Annotated in this window: 18 protein-coding genes; 11 read left to right on the top strand and 7 right to left on the bottom strand. The window is 64.7% G+C overall.

The window, feature by feature from the left end; translation table 11 throughout:
- Window positions 1–3: 3 nt before the first annotated feature.
- Window positions 4–1,680, bottom strand: a complete 1,677-nt coding sequence (locus SF06_RS18500; protein WP_065365669.1) for a DNA-binding protein — start codon at window positions 1,678–1,680, stop codon at window positions 4–6.
- 170 nt (window positions 1,681–1,850) lie between these two features.
- On the opposite strand from SF06_RS18500, the gene SF06_RS05695 reads away from it, so the two are divergent.
- Complete coding sequence (locus tag SF06_RS05695) at window positions 1,851–2,864, top strand: site-specific integrase (RefSeq protein WP_081993404.1); 1,014 nt, start codon at window positions 1,851–1,853, stop codon at window positions 2,862–2,864.
- Window positions 2,865–2,910: 46 nt separating this feature from the next.
- On the opposite strand, the gene SF06_RS05690 is transcribed toward SF06_RS05695, so the two are convergent.
- Window positions 2,911–3,858 (bottom strand): LysR substrate-binding domain-containing protein, encoded by a 948-nt coding sequence (locus SF06_RS05690; protein WP_027590326.1) that lies wholly within the window; start codon window positions 3,856–3,858, stop codon window positions 2,911–2,913.
- A 162-nt stretch (window positions 3,859–4,020) separates the two neighbouring features.
- On the opposite strand from SF06_RS05690, the gene SF06_RS05685 reads away from it, so the two are divergent.
- A complete protein-coding gene (locus SF06_RS05685) occupies window positions 4,021–4,647 on the top strand; it encodes a hypothetical protein (RefSeq protein WP_027590325.1) in 627 nt (208 codons plus the stop codon).
- Here the strand turns inward: SF06_RS05685 and SF06_RS05680 are convergent.
- Entirely contained in the window at window positions 4,644–5,027 is a 384-nt protein-coding gene (locus SF06_RS05680; RefSeq protein ID WP_027590324.1) for a Rho termination factor N-terminal domain-containing protein, read from the bottom strand. The two genes, SF06_RS05685 and SF06_RS05680, sit on opposite strands and share 4 nt — an antisense overlap.
- Before the next feature lie 141 nt (window positions 5,028–5,168).
- Between SF06_RS05680 and SF06_RS05675 the strand changes: the two genes are divergently transcribed.
- The 8 genes from SF06_RS05675 to SF06_RS05650 all read left to right on the top strand — a co-directional run bounded on the left by SF06_RS05675 (window position 5,169) and on the right by SF06_RS05650 (window position 13,676).
- On the top strand, window positions 5,169–7,634 hold the full coding sequence (locus tag SF06_RS05675; RefSeq protein WP_039560279.1) for a glycogen/starch/alpha-glucan phosphorylase: 2,466 nt from the start codon (window positions 5,169–5,171) through the stop codon (window positions 7,632–7,634).
- Between the two features lie 154 nt (window positions 7,635–7,788).
- Window positions 7,789–7,971 (top strand): con-10 family general stress protein, encoded by a 183-nt coding sequence (locus SF06_RS17935; RefSeq protein WP_074467522.1) that lies wholly within the window; start codon window positions 7,789–7,791, stop codon window positions 7,969–7,971.
- 107 nt (window positions 7,972–8,078) lie between these two features.
- Complete coding sequence (locus SF06_RS18875; protein ID WP_413786120.1) at window positions 8,079–8,252, top strand: PSPA7_2676 family Cys-rich small protein; 174 nt, start codon at window positions 8,079–8,081, stop codon at window positions 8,250–8,252.
- A 3-nt stretch (window positions 8,253–8,255) separates the two neighbouring features.
- Window positions 8,256–8,744: an MgtC/SapB family protein gene (locus SF06_RS05670; protein WP_039560278.1), complete on the top strand. Its 489-nt coding sequence runs from the start codon at window positions 8,256–8,258 to the stop codon at window positions 8,742–8,744.
- A gap of 42 nt (window positions 8,745–8,786) precedes the next feature.
- Window positions 8,787–9,674 (top strand): non-homologous end joining protein Ku, encoded by an 888-nt coding sequence (gene ku / locus SF06_RS05665; protein ID WP_039560277.1) that lies wholly within the window; start codon window positions 8,787–8,789, stop codon window positions 9,672–9,674.
- 6 nt (window positions 9,675–9,680) lie between these two features.
- Window positions 9,681–12,191: a DNA ligase D gene (gene ligD / locus SF06_RS05660; protein WP_039560276.1), complete on the top strand. Its 2,511-nt coding sequence runs from the start codon at window positions 9,681–9,683 to the stop codon at window positions 12,189–12,191.
- A gap of 224 nt (window positions 12,192–12,415) precedes the next feature.
- Complete coding sequence (locus SF06_RS05655) at window positions 12,416–13,276, top strand: SDR family oxidoreductase (RefSeq protein ID WP_039560275.1); 861 nt, start codon at window positions 12,416–12,418, stop codon at window positions 13,274–13,276.
- Complete coding sequence (locus SF06_RS05650) at window positions 13,269–13,676, top strand: GFA family protein (RefSeq protein ID WP_027590318.1); 408 nt, start codon at window positions 13,269–13,271, stop codon at window positions 13,674–13,676. The genes SF06_RS05655 and SF06_RS05650 overlap by 8 nt, the downstream gene beginning before the upstream one ends.
- A gap of 9 nt (window positions 13,677–13,685) precedes the next feature.
- Here the strand turns inward: SF06_RS05650 and SF06_RS05645 are convergent, their stop codons facing one another.
- The 4 genes from SF06_RS05645 to SF06_RS05630 form a co-directional block, all read right to left on the bottom strand.
- Window positions 13,686–14,444, bottom strand: a complete 759-nt coding sequence (locus SF06_RS05645) for a class I SAM-dependent methyltransferase (protein ID WP_234703308.1) — start codon at window positions 14,442–14,444, stop codon at window positions 13,686–13,688.
- The gene (locus tag SF06_RS18270) at window positions 14,441–15,559 is read right to left on the bottom strand and encodes a hypothetical protein (RefSeq protein WP_139326683.1); all 1,119 of its coding nucleotides are present in this window, start codon (window positions 15,557–15,559) and stop codon (window positions 14,441–14,443) included. Before SF06_RS18270 ends, SF06_RS05645 begins: the two co-directional genes overlap by 4 nt.
- 148 nt (window positions 15,560–15,707) lie before the next feature.
- Complete coding sequence (locus SF06_RS05635; protein ID WP_039560273.1) at window positions 15,708–16,409, bottom strand: RES family NAD+ phosphorylase; 702 nt, start codon at window positions 16,407–16,409, stop codon at window positions 15,708–15,710.
- A complete protein-coding gene (locus tag SF06_RS05630; RefSeq protein WP_039560372.1) occupies window positions 16,403–16,816 on the bottom strand; it encodes an antitoxin Xre-like helix-turn-helix domain-containing protein in 414 nt (137 codons plus the stop codon). The genes SF06_RS05635 and SF06_RS05630 overlap by 7 nt, the downstream gene beginning before the upstream one ends.
- 140 nt (window positions 16,817–16,956) lie before the next feature.
- Here SF06_RS05630 and SF06_RS05625 point away from each other — a divergent pair, with 140 nt between their 5' ends.
- On the top strand, window positions 16,957–17,445 hold the full coding sequence (locus SF06_RS05625; protein ID WP_039560272.1) for a VOC family protein: 489 nt from the start codon (window positions 16,957–16,959) through the stop codon (window positions 17,443–17,445).
- Window positions 17,446–17,462: the final 17 nt, after the last annotated feature.

Here is a 17,462-nt window from a genome sequence, read left to right as displayed (position 1 = left end):
CCGTCAGCGCAGCCGCACCTGCCGGCTGCGCTCCACCAGCAGGGCGCAGGCACTGGAGGCGCCGGCCCAGAAGCCGTCCAGGGATTCGCGCCCTGGCTCGATCAATTGCCCGCGGGGGTCCAACAGCACGCCTCCAGCCGCCTTGAGCAGAGCCAGCGCGGCGCGCAGGCTTCGTTGCGGCACGCTCTGGCTGCCCAAGGCGCATACCCCGTCACCGGCGGCAACGCGCGCCAGGCGGTAGGCGGGATGCGGCACCAGCATCAGCTCCGCCGGCGCACTCCATTGCCGCAGCCGCTCGTCCGCCCGATCTGAAAGCACCTGCGCGCCCTTATCCAGCCGCAGGCGAGGCAGGGCAGAGGTCACAGGAGTACCGTTACGCAGCAAGCCCTCCAGCCCAGACGCCCAGGCGATGCAATCGGCCTGCCCCTGTTCGTCGCTCGGCGCCATGACCAGTGCCAGCACGGGTTTGCCATCACGCAACAGCGCGATGCTGAAGGCGCCGCCATGCAAGGCGGCACCCACGCAGCCGTCTACCAGCCAGACCGCCCGCTGGCTGCCTTCCGCCTGGCAGGGCAGCAGGGCTTCAAGGCGCTCTTTCAGATGCAACTCGGTTTCGCGCTCCGTGCGCAGGCGTTCGGCATCGCTGGGAAATGCCTGCTGCAGACGCTGGCCCGCATCCGTTGCCAGTGGCAGGACCGCCTCCAGCAGGGGGCGGCAGTCGTCTGGGCGTAGCGCCAACGCCCGGTACAGGTCCGGTGCCGTTCGGCGAGACAGCTCCACGTGCGCCTGCCGCAAACGCTCGGCGTCTTCCATGCGCGCGACCCCCAACTTCTTCACCTCCTGTTGCGCAGTCTCCAGACGCACCTGTAGCACCTGCACGGAGGTTCCGGCCTGGGCAAGGCGCTCTTGCAGGGCAGGCAACTCCGCAGACAGGCGCTCCTGCTCACGCCGCAGTTGCGCAGACTCGGTAAGCAGCCGCTCATTGTCCCGGTGCAGGCGAGTCAGCTCGTCCTGTTTGACCAGCAGGCTCTGCTGCGCCTGACGCAGCTCCATCTGCAGCTGCTGCAGTTGGGTTTCATGCCGGCGCTGGTCCTGCTCACGCTGTTCACGGCTGGCCTGGCGATAGTGCTCCAGCGCATCCCGTGCGTGCTGATGCTTTTCTTCCAGCGAGCGGATCTGGCCGTCGCGGTCCTCCAGGCGCGTCTGCAGGTCCTGGGTGGCCTGCAGGGCGCGCGCCAACTCCAGTTCGCGTTGTTGCAACTGGTCGCGCAGCTGATTGTTTACCTGGCCCTGCTCGGCGAGACGGCTGGCCAACTCGCCGTGCTGCGTCTGCACTTGACTGACCCGCGCCTCGCTGTCCTGCAGGCGCTGCTGCCATTCCAGGCGGTCGCGGGCCAGCTCGGCGCGCTCCTCGGCCACGCCCTCGGCGGCTTCCTCTTCCAGCGCCTCGGCCAGACGCGCCACGAGTTGTCCGAGCCGCTCGCTGATCGGCGTGCCAGGCTCGGTCTGGATGGTCGACCCCCGACCCTCCAGCTCCTTGAGGCAACGGTGGATGGTGCTCTTGGACCCGGTATTGCCGAGCTCAACGCGGATGGCGTCGATGCTGGGGTGCTCGCCACGGGCGAGCAGTGCATCCCTTGCCTTCTGCACCAGTGCCCTGTTGATGCCGCTGCGTGCCATGTGTGCTCCTATTATTTCGTAGCGTTTGTACGTAATACGTAAATACATACCAGTATGGCTATATTCTGCGCAACATGCAGCCTAGAATAAAGATAAGATAATGGAGGCTTATCACAGGTCAGGGCCGTTCTCAGGCACAGCTGACCTCACAGCGGTACAGGGGAGAGGACATGAGCGAGGTCGAGCGCTATCTGCAGGCCGGCACCCGGGAGAACACCCGGCGCAGTTACCAGGCCGCCATCGAGCACTTCGAGGTGAGCTGGGGTGGCTTCCTGCCCGCGACCAATGACAGCGTGGCCCGCTACCTGGCCGAGCATGCCGGAACGCTTGCGCTCAACACCCTCAAGCTGCGTCTGGCGGCCTTGTCGCAGTGGCATGTCACCCAGGGCTTTCCCGATCCCACCAAGGCGCCGCTGGTACGCCAGGTACTGAAAGGCATCCGCAGCCTGCATCCAGCCCGGGAAAAGCAGGCTGCGCCGCTGCAGCTGCAACAGTTGCAGCAGGTGGCTGACGATCTGGAACGCCAGGCAGAAGAGGCCCTTCAGGATGGAAACCGAGCGGCCCTGTTGCGCGCCCGCCGGGATCGCGCGCTGCTGTTGCTGGGCTTCTGGCGGGGCTTTCGCAGCGATGAGTTGTGCCGCCTACAGGTGGAGCACGTCCAGGCGGTGGCCGGCTCTGGCATGACCCTATACCTGCCGCGCAGCAAGGGCGACAGAGACAATCTGGGCGTGACGCATCAGGCGCCGGCCTTGCGCCGGCTCTGCCCGGTACAGGCCTACCTGGACTGGATCGGTACCGCCGGGCTGACCAGCGGCTCGGTATTCCGACGCATCGACCGCTGGGGGCGTCTGGCCGGAGAGGGACTCAACCCCAACAGCCTGATCGCCTTGCTGCGGCGCATCCTGGAGCAGGCCGGCATTCCGGCCGAAGCGTATAGCAGCCACTCGCTGCGTCGCGGCTTCGCCACCTGGGCCGCCGGCAGCGGCTGGGACCTGAAGGCGCTGATGCAGTATGTCGGCTGGAAGGACATGAAGTCGGCACTGCGTTATGTGGATGCCACGGTGTCGTTTGGCGGGCTGGCGGTTGAGCAACGGCCGCAGCTGCCCAGGCAGGTGCCGCCTGCCGGGGTAAAGCCGCCCCTAGAGGGTCCCCATCAGGCCCCCGCGGATGGAGAGCCCGGATAACAGCCTGCGCGATGGGGTTGCAGATGGCGCTGACCGATAACGCGACCTAACGCCCGCGCCCCGCCTCGGCATAGAAATCCTGATCCAGAACTCCCGGCAGAGTGAGCAGAATGAAGTCGATCAGGCTGCGCACCGAAGGCAGCATGCCGCGCGGGCTCGGGTAGGCAAGTCCCAGCGCACTGGTTCGGCCGTTCCACTCGGGAAGGACACGTGCCAGCAGGCCCTCGCGAAGGGTGGCCTTGAGCAGGGTGCCGTGGAGCAGAGCGACCCCGGTGCCGTGAATCGCTGCCTCCAGTTGCACCCGGATGTTCCGGGTTACTAGCGCCGGATTGTGGCGAACCACCACCGGTACTGCGCGCTCACGAAACAGCTCCCAGTAACCGGAACCCTGGGACACTTCCTCCGGACGGCAAATGGAGGGCAGCCCGCTCAGCTCGTCGATCGACCGGGGCGTTCCATGGCGGGCCAGGAAATCCGGGCTGGCCACCAGGATCGGCGAGGACCGTCCCAGCTCGCGAATGACCACGCCACTCGGCTCACTGTCCTTGCCTGGCGTAATGACGCGTAGAGCGATATCGACCCGGTCGGCGAACAGATCCACATCGCTGTCACCGGCCTCGATCACCACCGAAACCTTGGGGTGTGCACGCAGGTACTCCGGCACTACGTGCGCCAGATAACTTTCGGCGAGCAGCAGCGGCGCACTGATGCGCACGACGCCAGCAGGCTCGGCCTGCAGCTCGGCCAGGCATTCGTAGGTCGCGCGCAGGCTTTCCAGGGTCGCCTGGCAGTGTCGGTGGAAATGCTGGCCCGCCTCGGTGAGCACCACCGTGCGGGTGGTGCGGTGGAGCAGCGCTACGCCCAGCTGTTTTTCCAGGGCCGTTACCCGGCGGCTCAGGCGCGACTTCTCGATGCCTGCGGCTCGCGAGGCGGCGCTGAATCCCCCGTGCTTGACTGTGAGGGCGAAGAGTTCGAGATCGCTGAGATTGCTCATGACGGTTCAATAAGAGACAAAAATGCAACACACCTTAGCATTTCGAGTCCATTGTCTACAGAAGCCTTGTAAGTATAGTGACCGGCCCAATCCGGGCAGGTACTCCCCCGGGTAGTCATGAGGTATGCGATGTTCGATAGAAGGTTCGATGAGAAGACAGTCGTGTCGGCTATCCTGGGCGCCTGGCTCGGCTTTGGCGCCCTGGCCACCTATTCGCTGTTCGTGGAAGGCAACGTCAATGTCTACGCCGAGAATGGCATCCTGGAAACCCTGCAGGCCGTCCTGCTGGCGCTGTCCTGCCTGATGTTTCTCGCTACAGCGATCTGGGAGAAGGGCACGGGACGCCTGGTGGTCCTGTTCTGCGCCTTGCTGTGCTATGGCTTCGTACTGCGCGAAGTCGACGTCGAAACCCTGGATATTCCGGATCTGCTGATCCTGCTGGGCTCGGGTAGCGGCCGCAACCTCTCGCTGGGGATCGGGCTGATCCTGTTGTGCCTGTGCGCGCTGTTCGCCGGCTTTCGCGCGCAGTTGCGCTGTGGCCTGGACTTCGCCCGCTCGCGCGCCGGCCTGCTGCTGCTGAGCGGGCTGGGCTTCCTGCTGCTGGGCGATGTGTTCGAGAAACAGGTGCTGGGCAGCATCCCGCACCATGTGTTCTTCGAGGAAATGTCCGAGTTGCTGGGGGATGTGATGATCCTGCTGTCCGCCGTCGCCTCGGGTTCCTTCCTGCAACGCGAAGCGGCGACCGCGCGGCGCAAGATCGCGCTGGCCACCGGGGCGGTACGCAGCTAACCCGTCTGCTTCAGCGCCTCGATCAGCTCAGCCTTGCGCATTGTCGAACGCCCGCGAATGTCCTTGGCCCGCGCTTCCTCCATCAGCTGAGCGCGGGTCTTCTCCTGCCGCTCAGGCGCCGAGCGGGCACGGGGTACGCCACGCCGGGTGGCCACGGCCCGCCGGGCCGATTCCTCACGATCATCGGCCTTGGCCGCAGCGCTCTTCCTGCGTCCGGAGCCACCGGCGCGCTCGCCGCCGCCGGACTGCTTGTTGACTGTCGCCCAGGCGCGGGCCTCGGCTTCATCCTCGGAAACGCCCTTGGCCTTGTAGCTGTCCTCGATGTGCTCGGCCTTGCGCTCCTGTTTGGCTGTGTACTTGTCTTTACTGCCACGAGGCATGGTGGTGACTCCAGGAACAAACCCCTTCGATCCCCTCTCCGCGCCCTCGGTTTGCCCGGCCGGACAGGCGGGGCGGGAACCGTCAGCCCGCATCGGCTTTCAGAATGACAGTCCATCCCGATTCGCAGCGAGGAACGCACCATGTCCCAGCCCGCCGACCAGCCCAGCGAAGGTGTGGAGGCCTTTCGCGCGCGCATCCTCGACAAGCTCAAGTACGCCACCGGCAAGGACATCACCTCGGCGTGCCCCCATGACTGGTTCGAAGCCACCGCGCTGGCGGCGCGCGACCACATCATCGACCGCTGGGAAGACGCGGCGTTGCAGATCGACCGCAGCGAGGAGAAGCGCGTCTATTACCTGTCGCTGGAATTTCTCATCGGTCGCCTGCTGGTCGACAACCTGAGCAACCTGGGCCTGCTGGACACGGCCCGTGCGGCACTGCACGACCTGGGGGTGGACTTCGAGGAGATCCGCGAACTGGAACCGGATGCCGCGCTAGGCAACGGCGGCCTGGGCCGATTGGCTGCCTGTTTCATGGAAAGCATGGCCACTCTGGGCGTGGCGGCCCACGGCTACGGCATCCGCTACGAGCACGGGCTGTTCCGCCAGGTACTCATCGATGGCTGGCAACACGAGCACACGGAAACCTGGCTGGAGTTCGGCAACCCGTGGGAATTCGAGCGCTCCGAGGTCAGCTACACGGTGGGCTTCGGCGGCAGCGTGATGAGCACCGGCGACAACGGCAACAGCCGCCAGGTGTGGTTGCCCAGCGACACCGTTCGGGCGATTGCCTACGACACGCCGATCATCGGCTGGCGGCGCCACAGCGTGAATACCTTGCGCCTGTGGCGTTCGCGCGCCGAGCGTTACCTGCAGCTGGAGCGCTTCAACGCCGGCGACCACCTGGGGGCGGTGGCCGAAGCGGTCAAGGCGGACAGCATTTCCCGAGTGCTGTATCCGGCCGATGTCACCGAGGCCGGCCAGGAGCTGCGCCTGCGCCAGGAGTACTTCTTCGTCTCCGCCTCGCTGCAGGACCTGCTGGGCCGCCACCTCAGCCACTACCCGCTGGAACGCCTGCCGGACATGGTGGCCATCCAGCTCAACGACACCCACCCGGCCATCGCCGTGGCCGAGCTGATGCGCCTGCTGGTGGACGAGCACGACGTTGAATGGGCCGAGGCCTGGCGCTTGACCGTGGCGACCCTGTCCTACACCAACCACACGCTGTTGCCCGAGGCGCTGGAATCCTGGCCGGTGTCGCTGATGGAGCGACTGCTGCCGCGCCACATGCAGATCATCTACCTGATCAACGCGGAGCACATCGACGCGCTGCGCGCCAGGGACATCCATGATTTCGGCCTGCTGCGCGCCGTGTCGCTGATCGAGGAAGACCAGGGGCGCCGGGTGCGCATGGGCAGCCTGGCCTTTCTCGGCAGCCACAGCATCAATGGCGTATCGGCGCTGCACACCGACCTGATGCGCCAGACCGTGTTCCGCGAGCTGCACGGGCTGTACCCGGAGCGCATCAACAACAAGACCAATGGCGTCACCTTCCGGCGCTGGCTGTACCAGGCCAACCCGGCCCTGACCGGCCTGCTGGTCGAGCGTCTCGGCGAATCGGTACTGGATGCGCCCGAACAACGACTGCGCGACCTGGAGGCCTGGGCCGAGAAGAGCGGGTTTCGCAAGCAGTTCATGGCCATGCGCCAAGGCAACAAGGCTGCCCTGGCGCGACTGGTCAAGGAATGGCTGGGCATCAACCTGGATACCCGGGCGATCTTCGATGTGCAGGTCAAGCGCATCCACGAGTACAAGCGCCAACTGCTCAATCTGCTGCACTGCGTGGCGCTCTACCAGGCGATCCGCAACGACCCGACGGTGGACTGGGTGCCGCGGGTGAAAATCTTCGCCGGCAAGGCGGCGGCCAGCTACTACCAGGCCAAGCTGATCATCAAGCTGGCCAACGATATCGCCCGTACCATCAACAACGACCCCACGCTGCGCGGGCAGCTCAAGGTGGTGTTCCTGCCCAACTACAACGTCAGCCTGGCGGAAATCATCATCCCCGCCGCCGACCTGTCCGAGCAGATCTCCACCGCCGGCATGGAGGCCTCCGGCACCAGCAACATGAAGTTCGCCCTGAACGGTGCCCTGACCATTGGCACCCTGGATGGCGCCAACGTGGAAATGAGCGAGCAGATCGGCCGCGAACACATGTTCATCTTCGGCATGACCGCCGACGAGGTGAACCTGCGCCGCCATGCCGGCGAGCTGGACATGTCAGGCCTGATCGCCGGCTCGGAGCGCCTGCGCGAGGCGCTGGAAGCCATCCGCGGCGGGGTGTTCAGCCCCGATGAGCCGCATCGCTATGCGGCCCTGATACAGGGCCTGCAGCACCAGGACACCTTCATGGTGTGCGCCGACTTCGACGCCTACTGGGCGGCGCAGCTGCAGGTCGAGGAATACTGGCGCCAGCCCGACCGCTGGTGGCGTTCGGCAATTCTGAACTGCGCGAGGGCCGGCTGGTTCTCCTCGGATCGCACCATTCGCGAGTACGCGGCGGATATCTGGAAAGTGAGTCCCAGCCTGCCGCCGGAACAAGGCTGAACCGACCAGTCGTCTTGTTACCGCAAGCCACGCAGGGCAGGCTCTTAACAACAAATCGCTATAGAAATACCTCGAACTTACGCGAAATCACGCTTTCAGAGGCTATGGGTGCGCCAAGCGCCCGCATTAAATCCTGAACACGAGGACATCGAAAATGGCTCAGCATCAAGGCGGTAAAGGCAACTTCGCTGAGGATCCACAACGGGCCTCCGAAGCTGGCAAGAAAGGCGGTCAAGCCAGTGGCGGCAACTTCAAGAATGACCCGCAACGCGCCTCGGAAGCAGGCAAAAAGGGTGGACAGCAAAGCCATGGCGGCGGTCGCAGCAGCAGTAGCTGATTGAGTGCCATGGGCGGAAGCTGGACGCTTCCGCCCCGGATGCGGTTCTCCAACGTCCCTTTGTACCCCTTTCGCAAAACCTCTCGCCGTCTCGGCAGTCCAAAACCATGATCCTGAACAGAGGCCAGGCCCTGGAGGTCATCATGTGCTTGCGTTGCCTGCTTGTCGGCTGCCTGTGGACACAGCCAACCCGTGTCCGCCTGGGATCCGAAACCCTGCTGTGCCAGCGCTGCAGTCGCTGCGCCAGCAAGCGCTACCGACCCGATGATGGACAGGCATGATGAATGGACGCATGGGCAGTGCTCGTCGAGACCCTGGCGGATGAGTTAGGCGACACCACCGATCTGGAGCATGCCACGCGCATCGTGTTGCGCCTTGCCCTCGCCGCGCTGTTCGGCGGGCTGCTAGGTTTCGAGCGCGAACACCATGGCAAGGCCGCCGGGATACGCACCCATATGCTGGTCGCGGTGGGCAGCGCGCTGTTCGTCATGGCACCGAGTCTGAGCGGCTCCGAGGAAGACGCCATGAGCCGCGTCATACAGGGCATCGTCGCCGGCGTGGGCTTTCTCTGTGCCGGGACCATACTCAAGAGCGACAACGACCGCGACGTGAAGGGCCTGACCACCGCCGCCGGCATCTGGCTCACCGCCGCCATCGGCATTGCCACCGGCCTGGGGAGTGCGCTCCTTGCCCTGCTGGGCACGCTGCTGGGGCTGTTCATCCTGAACATCGTGCCGCGCCTGGTCGACCGCTGCGAACGCCACAGGGACTAGCGTCAACCGCCAGCGGAGCCGGGAGCGGGGAGGTTATCCGCAATGCCACGCTCAATCTGGAAAGGCGCAATCAGCTTCGGCCTGGTGCATATCCCAGTCGGTCTGGTATCCGCGACCTCGAAGCAGGGCGTCGACTTCGACTGGCTGGACAAGCGCAGCATGGACCCGGTCGGCTACAAGCGCATCAACAAGGTCACCGGCAAGGAAATCACCAGCGAGAACATCGTCAAGGGTGTGCAGTACGAAAAGGGCCGCTACGTGGTGCTCAGCGACGAAGAAATCCGCGCCGCCCATCCGGAGGCCACGCAGACCATCGACATCTTCTCGTTCGTCGAGCGCAGCGCCATTCCGCTGCAGAACATCGACACCCCGTACTACCTCAGTCCCGAACGGCGCGGCGAGAAGGTCTACGCGCTGCTGCGCGAAGCGCTGCGCCAGAGCGACAAGGTGGCCCTGGCCCGGGTGGTGCTGCACACCCGCCAGTACCTGACGGCGCTGATGCCCCTGGAGGATGCCCTGGTGCTGGTCAAGCTGCGCTGGCCGGCCGAGGTGCGCGGCCTGGCGACCCTGGAACTCGGTCCCACGGTGACCAAGCCCAACCTGGCCAAGAGCGAACTGGAGATGGCCAGGCGCCTGATCGAGGACATGGCTGGCGACTGGCAGCCCGAGGAATACCGCGACCAGTTCCAGGAGCAGATCATGGACCTGGTGGAAGAGAAGGCGCAGAAGGGCAAGATCCACGAAGTGGAAGCGGTATCCGGCGAAGCGGAAACCCGGCGCAGCGCCGATGTCATCGATCTGACCGAACTGCTCAAGCGCAGCCTCAGCGAGCGTGGCGCAGAGGCAAAAGGGAAGGGTAAGTCCGACGATGACGAGCAGGACAAGCCTGCCGCCCCGAAGCGGCGCGCCCCTCGCAAGCAGGCCCGGTAAGCGCCCATGAATCGCAAGCTCGACGAGTACCGCCGCAAACGCGACTTCACCATCACCCAGGAACCGGACGAAGAGCCGCTGCGCAAGCCACGCCAGCGCAGCGCGCTGAGCTTCGTCATCCAGAAACACGCGGCCCGGCGCCTGCACTACGACTTCCGCCTGGAACTGGACGGCACCCTGAAGAGCTGGGCGGTGCCCAAGGGGCCCAGTCTCGATCCCCGCGACAAGCGCCTGGCCGTGCATGTGGAAGACCATCCCCTGGACTACGGCAGCTTCGAGGGCAGCATTCCAGCTGGCCAGTACGGGGCAGGCGATGTAATCGTCTGGGACCGGGGCATCTGGCAGCCCCATGGCGATCCGCACGCCAGCTACCAGAGCGGCAAGCTCAAGTTCAGCCTGCAGGGCGAAAAGCTCGCCGGCGACTGGACCCTGGTGCGCACCCATCTGCGCGGTAGCGGCGACAAGGAACAATGGCTGCTGATCAAGGAACGCGACCCGCAGGCGCGCTCCGCCGACGAGTACAACATCGTCGAAGCGCTGCCAGACAGCGTGCTCAGCGAGGCGAGCATTCCGGCCAAGGCGAGCAAGCCGAGCAAGCCGGCGAAATCCCCGGCCCCGCGCAAGAAGCGCCCGGCAGGGCCTGCCGTGCCGCTGCCCGACATCCTCAAGCCGGCCCTGGCCACCCTGGTGGATCGCCCACCGCCCGGCGACTGGCATTACGAGATCAAGTTCGACGGCTACCGCATCCTGGCGCGCAAGCAGGGTCGGCACGTGCGGCTGTACACCCGCAACGGCCATGACTGGACCGAGCGCTTGCCGCTGCAGGCCAAGGCGCTGGCGACGCTCTATTGCGGTGACGCCTGGCTGGACGGCGAAGTGGTGGTGCTCGGCGACAACGGTCTGCCGGATTTTCAGGCGCTGCAGAACGCCTTCGAGCGCAACGCGCCGAAGGACATCATCTTCTACCTGTTCGACGCCCCCTTCCTGAACGGCGAAGACCTGCGCGAGCAGCCCGTGGAACAGCGCCGCGCCGCCCTCAGGGCCGTGATGGAGAACAACCGCAGCGCGACGCTGCGCTTCTCCGAGGACTTCAGCGCCGCGCCCCAGGACATCATCGAAAGCGCCTGCGCGCTGAAACTCGAAGGCATCATCGGCAAACGCGCCGGCAGCAGCTACGTGTCGCGGCGCACCCCGGAGTGGATCAAGCTCAAGTGCCGGCTGCGCCAGGAATTCGTGATCATCGGTTTCAGCAAGCCCAAGGGCAGCCGCTCCGGCTTCGGTGCACTGCTGCTCGGCGTGCACGAGAAGGGCGAGCTGCGCTATGCCGGGCGCGTCGGCACCGGTTTCAACGAAACCCGCCTGCGTGAACTGCATGCGCGACTCAAGGAGCGGGAACGCCCGACTCCGCCGCTCGACGAGCCGCCGACCGGCGCCGATGCCCGCGATGTGCACTGGGTCGAGCCGGAGCTGGTGGCGGAAGTGGAGTTCGCCGAGTGGACCCGCGAAGGCGTGGTGCGCCAGGCCAGTTTCATCGCCCTGCGCAGCGACAAGCCCGCCAGGGAGATCGGCCATGAAACCCCGCAGCCGGCGGAAAACCTGTCCCCGCGCCGCGACGGGAAAGTCGTAGTGGCCGGCGTGCCGATCAGCAATCCGCAGCGGGTCATCGACCCGGAAAGCGGCGGCAGGAAGCAGGATCTGGCGCGTTTCTACGCCGATATCGCCCACTGGATCCTGCCGTTTCTCAATGACCGCCCGGTGTCGCTGGTCCGTGCGCCGGACGGCGTGGAGGGCGAGCAGTTTTTCCAGAAACACGCCGAACGGCTGTCGATTCCCAATATCCGCCACCTGGACCAGAGCCTCGACCCCGGCCACTCGCGCCTGATGGAAATCGACTCGCTCAAGGCGCTGATTGGCGCGGTGCAGATGGGCACCATCGAGCTGCACACCTGGGGCGCTACCCACGACGCCATCGAAACCCCCGATCTGTTCGTGCTCGACCTGGACCCCGACCCGGCGCTGCCCTGGCGCAGCATGCAGGAAGCCGCCCAGCTGTGCCTGTCGGTGCTGGACGAACTCGGGCTGGACGCCTACCTGAAGACCAGCGGCGGCAAGGGCCTGCACATCATCGTGCCGCTGCAGCGCAAGGCCGGCTGGGACGAAGTGAAGACGTTCAGCAAGGCCTTTGCGCGTTTCATGGCGCAGCAGTTGCCGGACCGTTTCAGCGCCACCTCCGGCCCGAAGAACCGCATCGGCAAGATCTTCATCGACTACCTGCGCAACAACCGCGGCTCCAGCACCGTGTGCGCCTACTCGGTGCGGGCACGCCCCGGCCTGGCGGTGTCGGTGCCCATTGTCCGCGACGAACTGCACGACCTGCACGGCGCCGCCCAGTGGACGATCTTCAACCTGCGCGAGCGCCTGGATGCGCTCGAGGACGATCCCTGGCAAGGCTACGAAAACCGCCAGACCCTCACCGCCAAGATGTGGAAACAGCTCGGCGCCAAGCCGCCACGCTGAATCCCCGCGCACCGAACCACCAACCACCCCCGAACCCTGTAGGGCCGGCTTTACGCCGGCCAGCGGAGCTGAAGAAACGATTCCTTGTCCGCCAGTCGGCACCGCACAACACCCCGGCGGCCGGAACAGCGCCGCCCGCCCTACGCCATGCATCCCTGAACCCGAACCCCGTGCGTCCGGCCGAGTCGAGTTCCAGACACACCTCGTCCATGGGGATTCTTCCAATGCCCGACCAGAAGCAAGCCCTACCGCCCCAGCACCAGGACCAGCGCCCCGGCTCCGAAGAGGAGATGACCCCGCAGCCCGTCTACCTGTCCGACAGCTATCGCCCGGCCGGCAAGCTCAAGGACCGGGTCGCCATCATCAGCGGCGCCGACAGCGGCATCGGCCGGGCGGTGGCGGTGCACTTCGCCCTGGAGGGCGCAAAGATCGTGCTGCTCTACCTGAGCGAGTACCAGGACGCCGAAGTCACCAAGGAGGATATAAGGAAGAACGGCGGTGAGGTGATCGACTTCGCCGGGGATGTGGCCGGCGAGGACTTCTGCCGCACCGTGGTCGAGGAAACCCTCAGGCAGTGGGGGCGCATCGACATCCTGGTCAACAACGCCGGCGAACAGCACCCGCAGAAAAGCCTCGAGGACATCAGCCCGGAGCAATGGGAGCGCACCTTCCGCACCAACATCTTCGGCATGTACCAGCTCACCCGCGCCGTGCTGCCGCACCTGAAACGCGGGGCGACCATCATCAACACCACCTCGATCACCGCCTACAAGGGCAACCCGATCCTGCTGGACTATTCCTCCACCAAGGGCGCGATCACCGCCTTCACCCGCTCGCTGGCCATCAACCTCGCGCCGCAGGGTATCCGCGTGAACGGCGTGGCGCCGGGCCCGATCTGGACCCCGCTGATTCCCTCGACCTTCTCGGCAGAACAGGTGGCCACCTTCGGCACCGATACCCCGTTGGGCCGCGTTGGCCAGCCCGCCGAAGTGGCGCCGGCCTTCGTCTACCTGGCCAGCGACGATTCCTCCTACGTCTGCGGGCAGGTGATTCATGTGAACGGGGGGAGTGTGGTGAATGGCTGAGGGTGACGCTGCACGATTCAGCGGCGGCTGTTTGTGCGGCAAGGTCCGCCTCGTGGCCACAGGCCAACCATACCGGGTGGGCCTGTGCCACTGCCTGGACTGCCGTAAACACCACGGCGCGTTGTTCAGCGCCTCGGCGATCTTCCCGCAGGCCGCAGTCCGCATCGCAGGCGAAACCCGACACTACGCCGGGCGGGCCTTCTGCCCCCACTGCGGTTCCTCCGTGTTCGCCCGCACCGGCGACGAGATCGAGGTGCATCTCGGTGCGCTGGATGCACCCGATCAACTGATGCCGACCTACGAGAGCTGGGTGATCCGACGGGAACGCTGGTTGCCGGTGTTTCCGCTGGGTCGGCGATATGAGCGGGATCGGGAGGAGAAGGGGCGGTGTGAGGGGTAGCGGCGATACCTACACCCGCCCAACCCGCCCATTGATGGGCCAGCAAATCTCCCACTTCGCCTCGGCAGCGCCCCAGAGCTGCGCAATATCGCTGGCAAAGCGCTGCAACACGTCTTCCTTTCCTGCCTCGCGGGCACGGCGCACCGCCGACCAGGTCGAGAGATAGCCGAGGAACTGTTCCAGGTTCCAGTCGAGGCGGATCTGCAGCGCGGGTAATTCGACCGGCGCGAACGGGAAATCCAGCGTGGCATAACCGCTGTCCACCAGCTTTCGTTCCTCCGGCCAGTAGGGGCCAATTTCCTGCGCGTAGAACCTGTCGAAGCGGGCACCCAGCTCGCCTTCCAGATGCAGGACGCCGTAGCTGATCAACGCCACGACGGCCTCGGGCACCGCGATGCGGCGCACTTCGGCGTAGAACGCCGGCAGGTCGAACCAGTGCGCGGCCTGGGCGGCCGTCACCAGGCTTGCGCAACGGTCGGAGAGGGGCATGGCTTCGGCAGGGGCGCAGCGGTAGGTCAGGTTTTCCCGTGGGAGGGCGTGGGCGATCTGCTCGGCGCTCGGGTCAATGCCGGTCACGGAGGTGAAATGCTCGGCCAATTGGTGGGTGAGCTGGCCGTTGCCGCAGCCGACATCAATGGCAAGGTGGGTATTGGGGGAGATGGAGGCCAGGAAAGCCGCCAGCTCAGGAGGATACTCGGGGCGGAAGCGGGCGTAGGCTTGGCCGCCCTGAATAAACCAGTTTCGTGAGACGTCCGGGTGCTCCTTCACTGGCATGCTTCCGAGGTAGTAATTGCAGCCGGCTTGAGCTTGGCGGCTGACCTAACGGCCAGACTGCCCGTAGCCTTCAGAATAGCCACCTTGAGCACGGGAAATACCGCGCTCCAGAAAAGCCCTATAAGGGCAAACACTCCGGTGAGAATTGCGCCAATCAATGTTAAGGCTGCATCGCTCAGCTGCATGGTGAGTTTGATCAGGCGGCTCTTTCCAATTACATCCAGGGCCACCAGCATTCTCTTCTTTACTGCCTCGCTGGCGCGACTCAATGCTCGCAGTTCTGCTGGCGTATCCGCATGATGCAGGATTTTCATGGTGATAACCGTGCCCACGGAACTGCGCATCTTGGTCAGATCGCTTACCCAGTCCTGCAAGGCGTTTAGTTTTTTCATATCGACAGCTTCGGTGAGCATACGGGGATTCTTCCAGGTGCCATCTGATATCTTCGCAATATCAACCATGTTGTCTGCAAGTTGCGTTAGATGTTTGGTCATCGGGCGAGTAATGCTTCCGGCCTTGCGAGCAGCCTTGGCCAGCCCCGCACCTGCCTTTACACCGGCAGTACTCCCCCCCGTAAACACAGCAACCCCTGTGGCAGCCAGACCCACAGTGGCAAGCGCAATATCAATCTGGTCCGCATCCTCACTGACCAAGGTCCGCACATCCCCAATGGGAGTTATTTCAACAGCCACGTCACACAGTTTTGCCGCCGACAATGGGCATTGATTAGGAGTGGTAATACAACTCCAGCACTGTTTGGAACCAGCCAATAATCCGCGTTCCTTCGCCTTGCGCTCCTTGATCCGCAAGATCACGTCGGGGTTGAGAACAATGCCTTGTTCGCTGGCGTAATATTCAATTTCGTCAATTATTAGCCAATCTGCTGGAGTTGGATTGAGCGCTTGGATAATTCTTGCATTAAGTCCCTCTGGTGTTGCACGCTTGGCCAGCTCTTTTTCAATTTCCTTTTGTAGAGACTCGATCGCTCTTTCTGAGTAAAAACTTACAGTGGGATTATTGACCATTAAATGCAATTGCCAGAGGACAGCAGCAAGAGATAAAAGAGCCACCGCTATCCAGAGCAGCCGCTTCACCGACTTAAACGTCATGTCTTCCCTTATGTTGTACTGGGATAATGGCTAGAAGCTATCACTAGGCGTTCCTACAGTCCATGGACTCTTACGGCGCGAATGCCGATGTAGGTCACCCAGCCCCCATGCAGAAATCAAATTCGGTCAGCAACTGCACGCAACGCACCTATCGCATCTCCAGCCCCGCCAGCCGATTCACCCCGACGATCCGCTGGTTCCAGATCATCTCGTAATGTGCCGTCTGCAGAATCGCGGTGACCGGCCTGGGCGTCAGCAACGCCCAACAATGGTTGCCGGGGGAACGGACCGAGTGGTAGCGCAAGCCGGGGCAGCCGCTGCGTTTCAGCGCGTGGCCCAGCTGGCGGGCGTGGCTGTAGTCGTCGGGGGCGTAGATGGGATCGGAGAGCGGCATGGCGGTGGCGTCCTTCATGCCGGCGTCGTTGAAGCGACAGGTGAGGCCTCGAAAGACGAAGCGCTCGTAATTGAGTCCCGGCACCTGCGACCAGTAGCGCTCCTGGTGGTAGCGCACCTCCGCGATGGCGGTAGTCAGGGTGTCGGCCAGGTAGAGCACCCCGAAGCTGCCGTCGCTGAAGCGCGAGCCCTCGGGGTTCACGTGGGTGAAGGGGGCCGTCGCGTAGGAGCAGCCGGGAATGCCGAAGGGGATTTCCTCCCGCGCGATCAGTTCCAGGCGGCCCACCTCGTTCTGCAACCGGGGATTCGTCAGCGCCTGCAGCTGGAACAGCGCGTCGAAGTCCTCGGCGTCTGCCACGTCGTCGAACAGGTGGATGGGCGGAAACTTGGAGTTGACCAGCCGGTAGGCCTGCAGCGGCTCGCCGGCGGCGCTGGCGAGTTTGGCCAGACTCACCATTGCGCGCCGCGCAGGGCGTCGATGCGCCGGTAGGTTTCGTACAGGGAGATCATGTCGCCCTGGGCCATGATCTCCAGCGGCGCGCGCCCGTTGAAGAAGGCGTTGTGGTTGGCCATCGCCGGGAAGCCGTAGACGTTGTCGGGGTTGTCGAAGAGCAGGCGCAGCGCGGCATGGATATTCAGCACCATGCTGATGCGTTGCAGCTGGTCGGTGTCCAGGCCGACGCTCCAGGCCGGGTCGCGTTGCCGGGCGCGGGTGTAAGTGCTGCGCGAGATGCGCAGGATGCGGCAGGCCTGCTCCGAGGAGGCCCGCCATTTGTCCAGGATGTTCAGCGCCGCCCGCAGGCCGGTAACGCCTTGCTCTTTCGAGAGGTCGCGGGCGGGACGTACGGTTGCGAGGGTGGCCATGCCGAACTCCATCATTGATTCCTCAGGCGCAACTTTAGACGAATTGCGTCCACAGATCAAAAGCGAACGACCGGAGGGGGAGGCCGGTCAACCCCTGCGACTAGAGTTGATTGCTCGATCCCTTAGCGTGGAGAACCAAGATGAACAGCAAGAACCGAGTCTGCCTCTGGTATGAAGGCACCGCCCTGGAGGCGGCGACCTTCTACGCCAAGACCTTTCCGGACAGCGCGGTGGGCGCGATCACCCACGCCCCGGGCGACTATCCGGCCGGCAAGCAGGGCGATGTGTTGACCGTCGAGTTCACCGTCGCGGGCATTCCGTGCCTGGGACTGAACGGCGGGCCAGCGTTCACGCACAGCGAGGCGTTCTCGTTCCAGATCGCCACCGATGACCAGGCCGAAACCGATCGCCTGTGGGAGGCGATTGTCGGCAACGGCGGCCAGGAAAGCGCCTGCGGCTGGTGCAAGGACAAGTGGGGACTGTCGTGGCAGATCACGCCGCGGGCCCTGACGGCCGCGATCGCCGATCCGGATCCCGCAGCCGCCAGGCGCGCCTTCGAGGCCATGATGGGCATGGGCAAGATCGACATCGCGACGATCGAGGCCGCGCGAGGCCGGACGACACCTTGAAGCGCCGCCCGGCCTCG

The organism is Pseudomonas flexibilis (assembly GCF_000802425.1).
GTDB classification, from domain to species: domain Bacteria; phylum Pseudomonadota; class Gammaproteobacteria; order Pseudomonadales; family Pseudomonadaceae; genus Serpens; species Serpens flexibilis.
The sequence above is the reverse complement of the archived record's forward strand: the minus strand, read 5'-3'. Positions and strand labels throughout refer to the sequence as shown.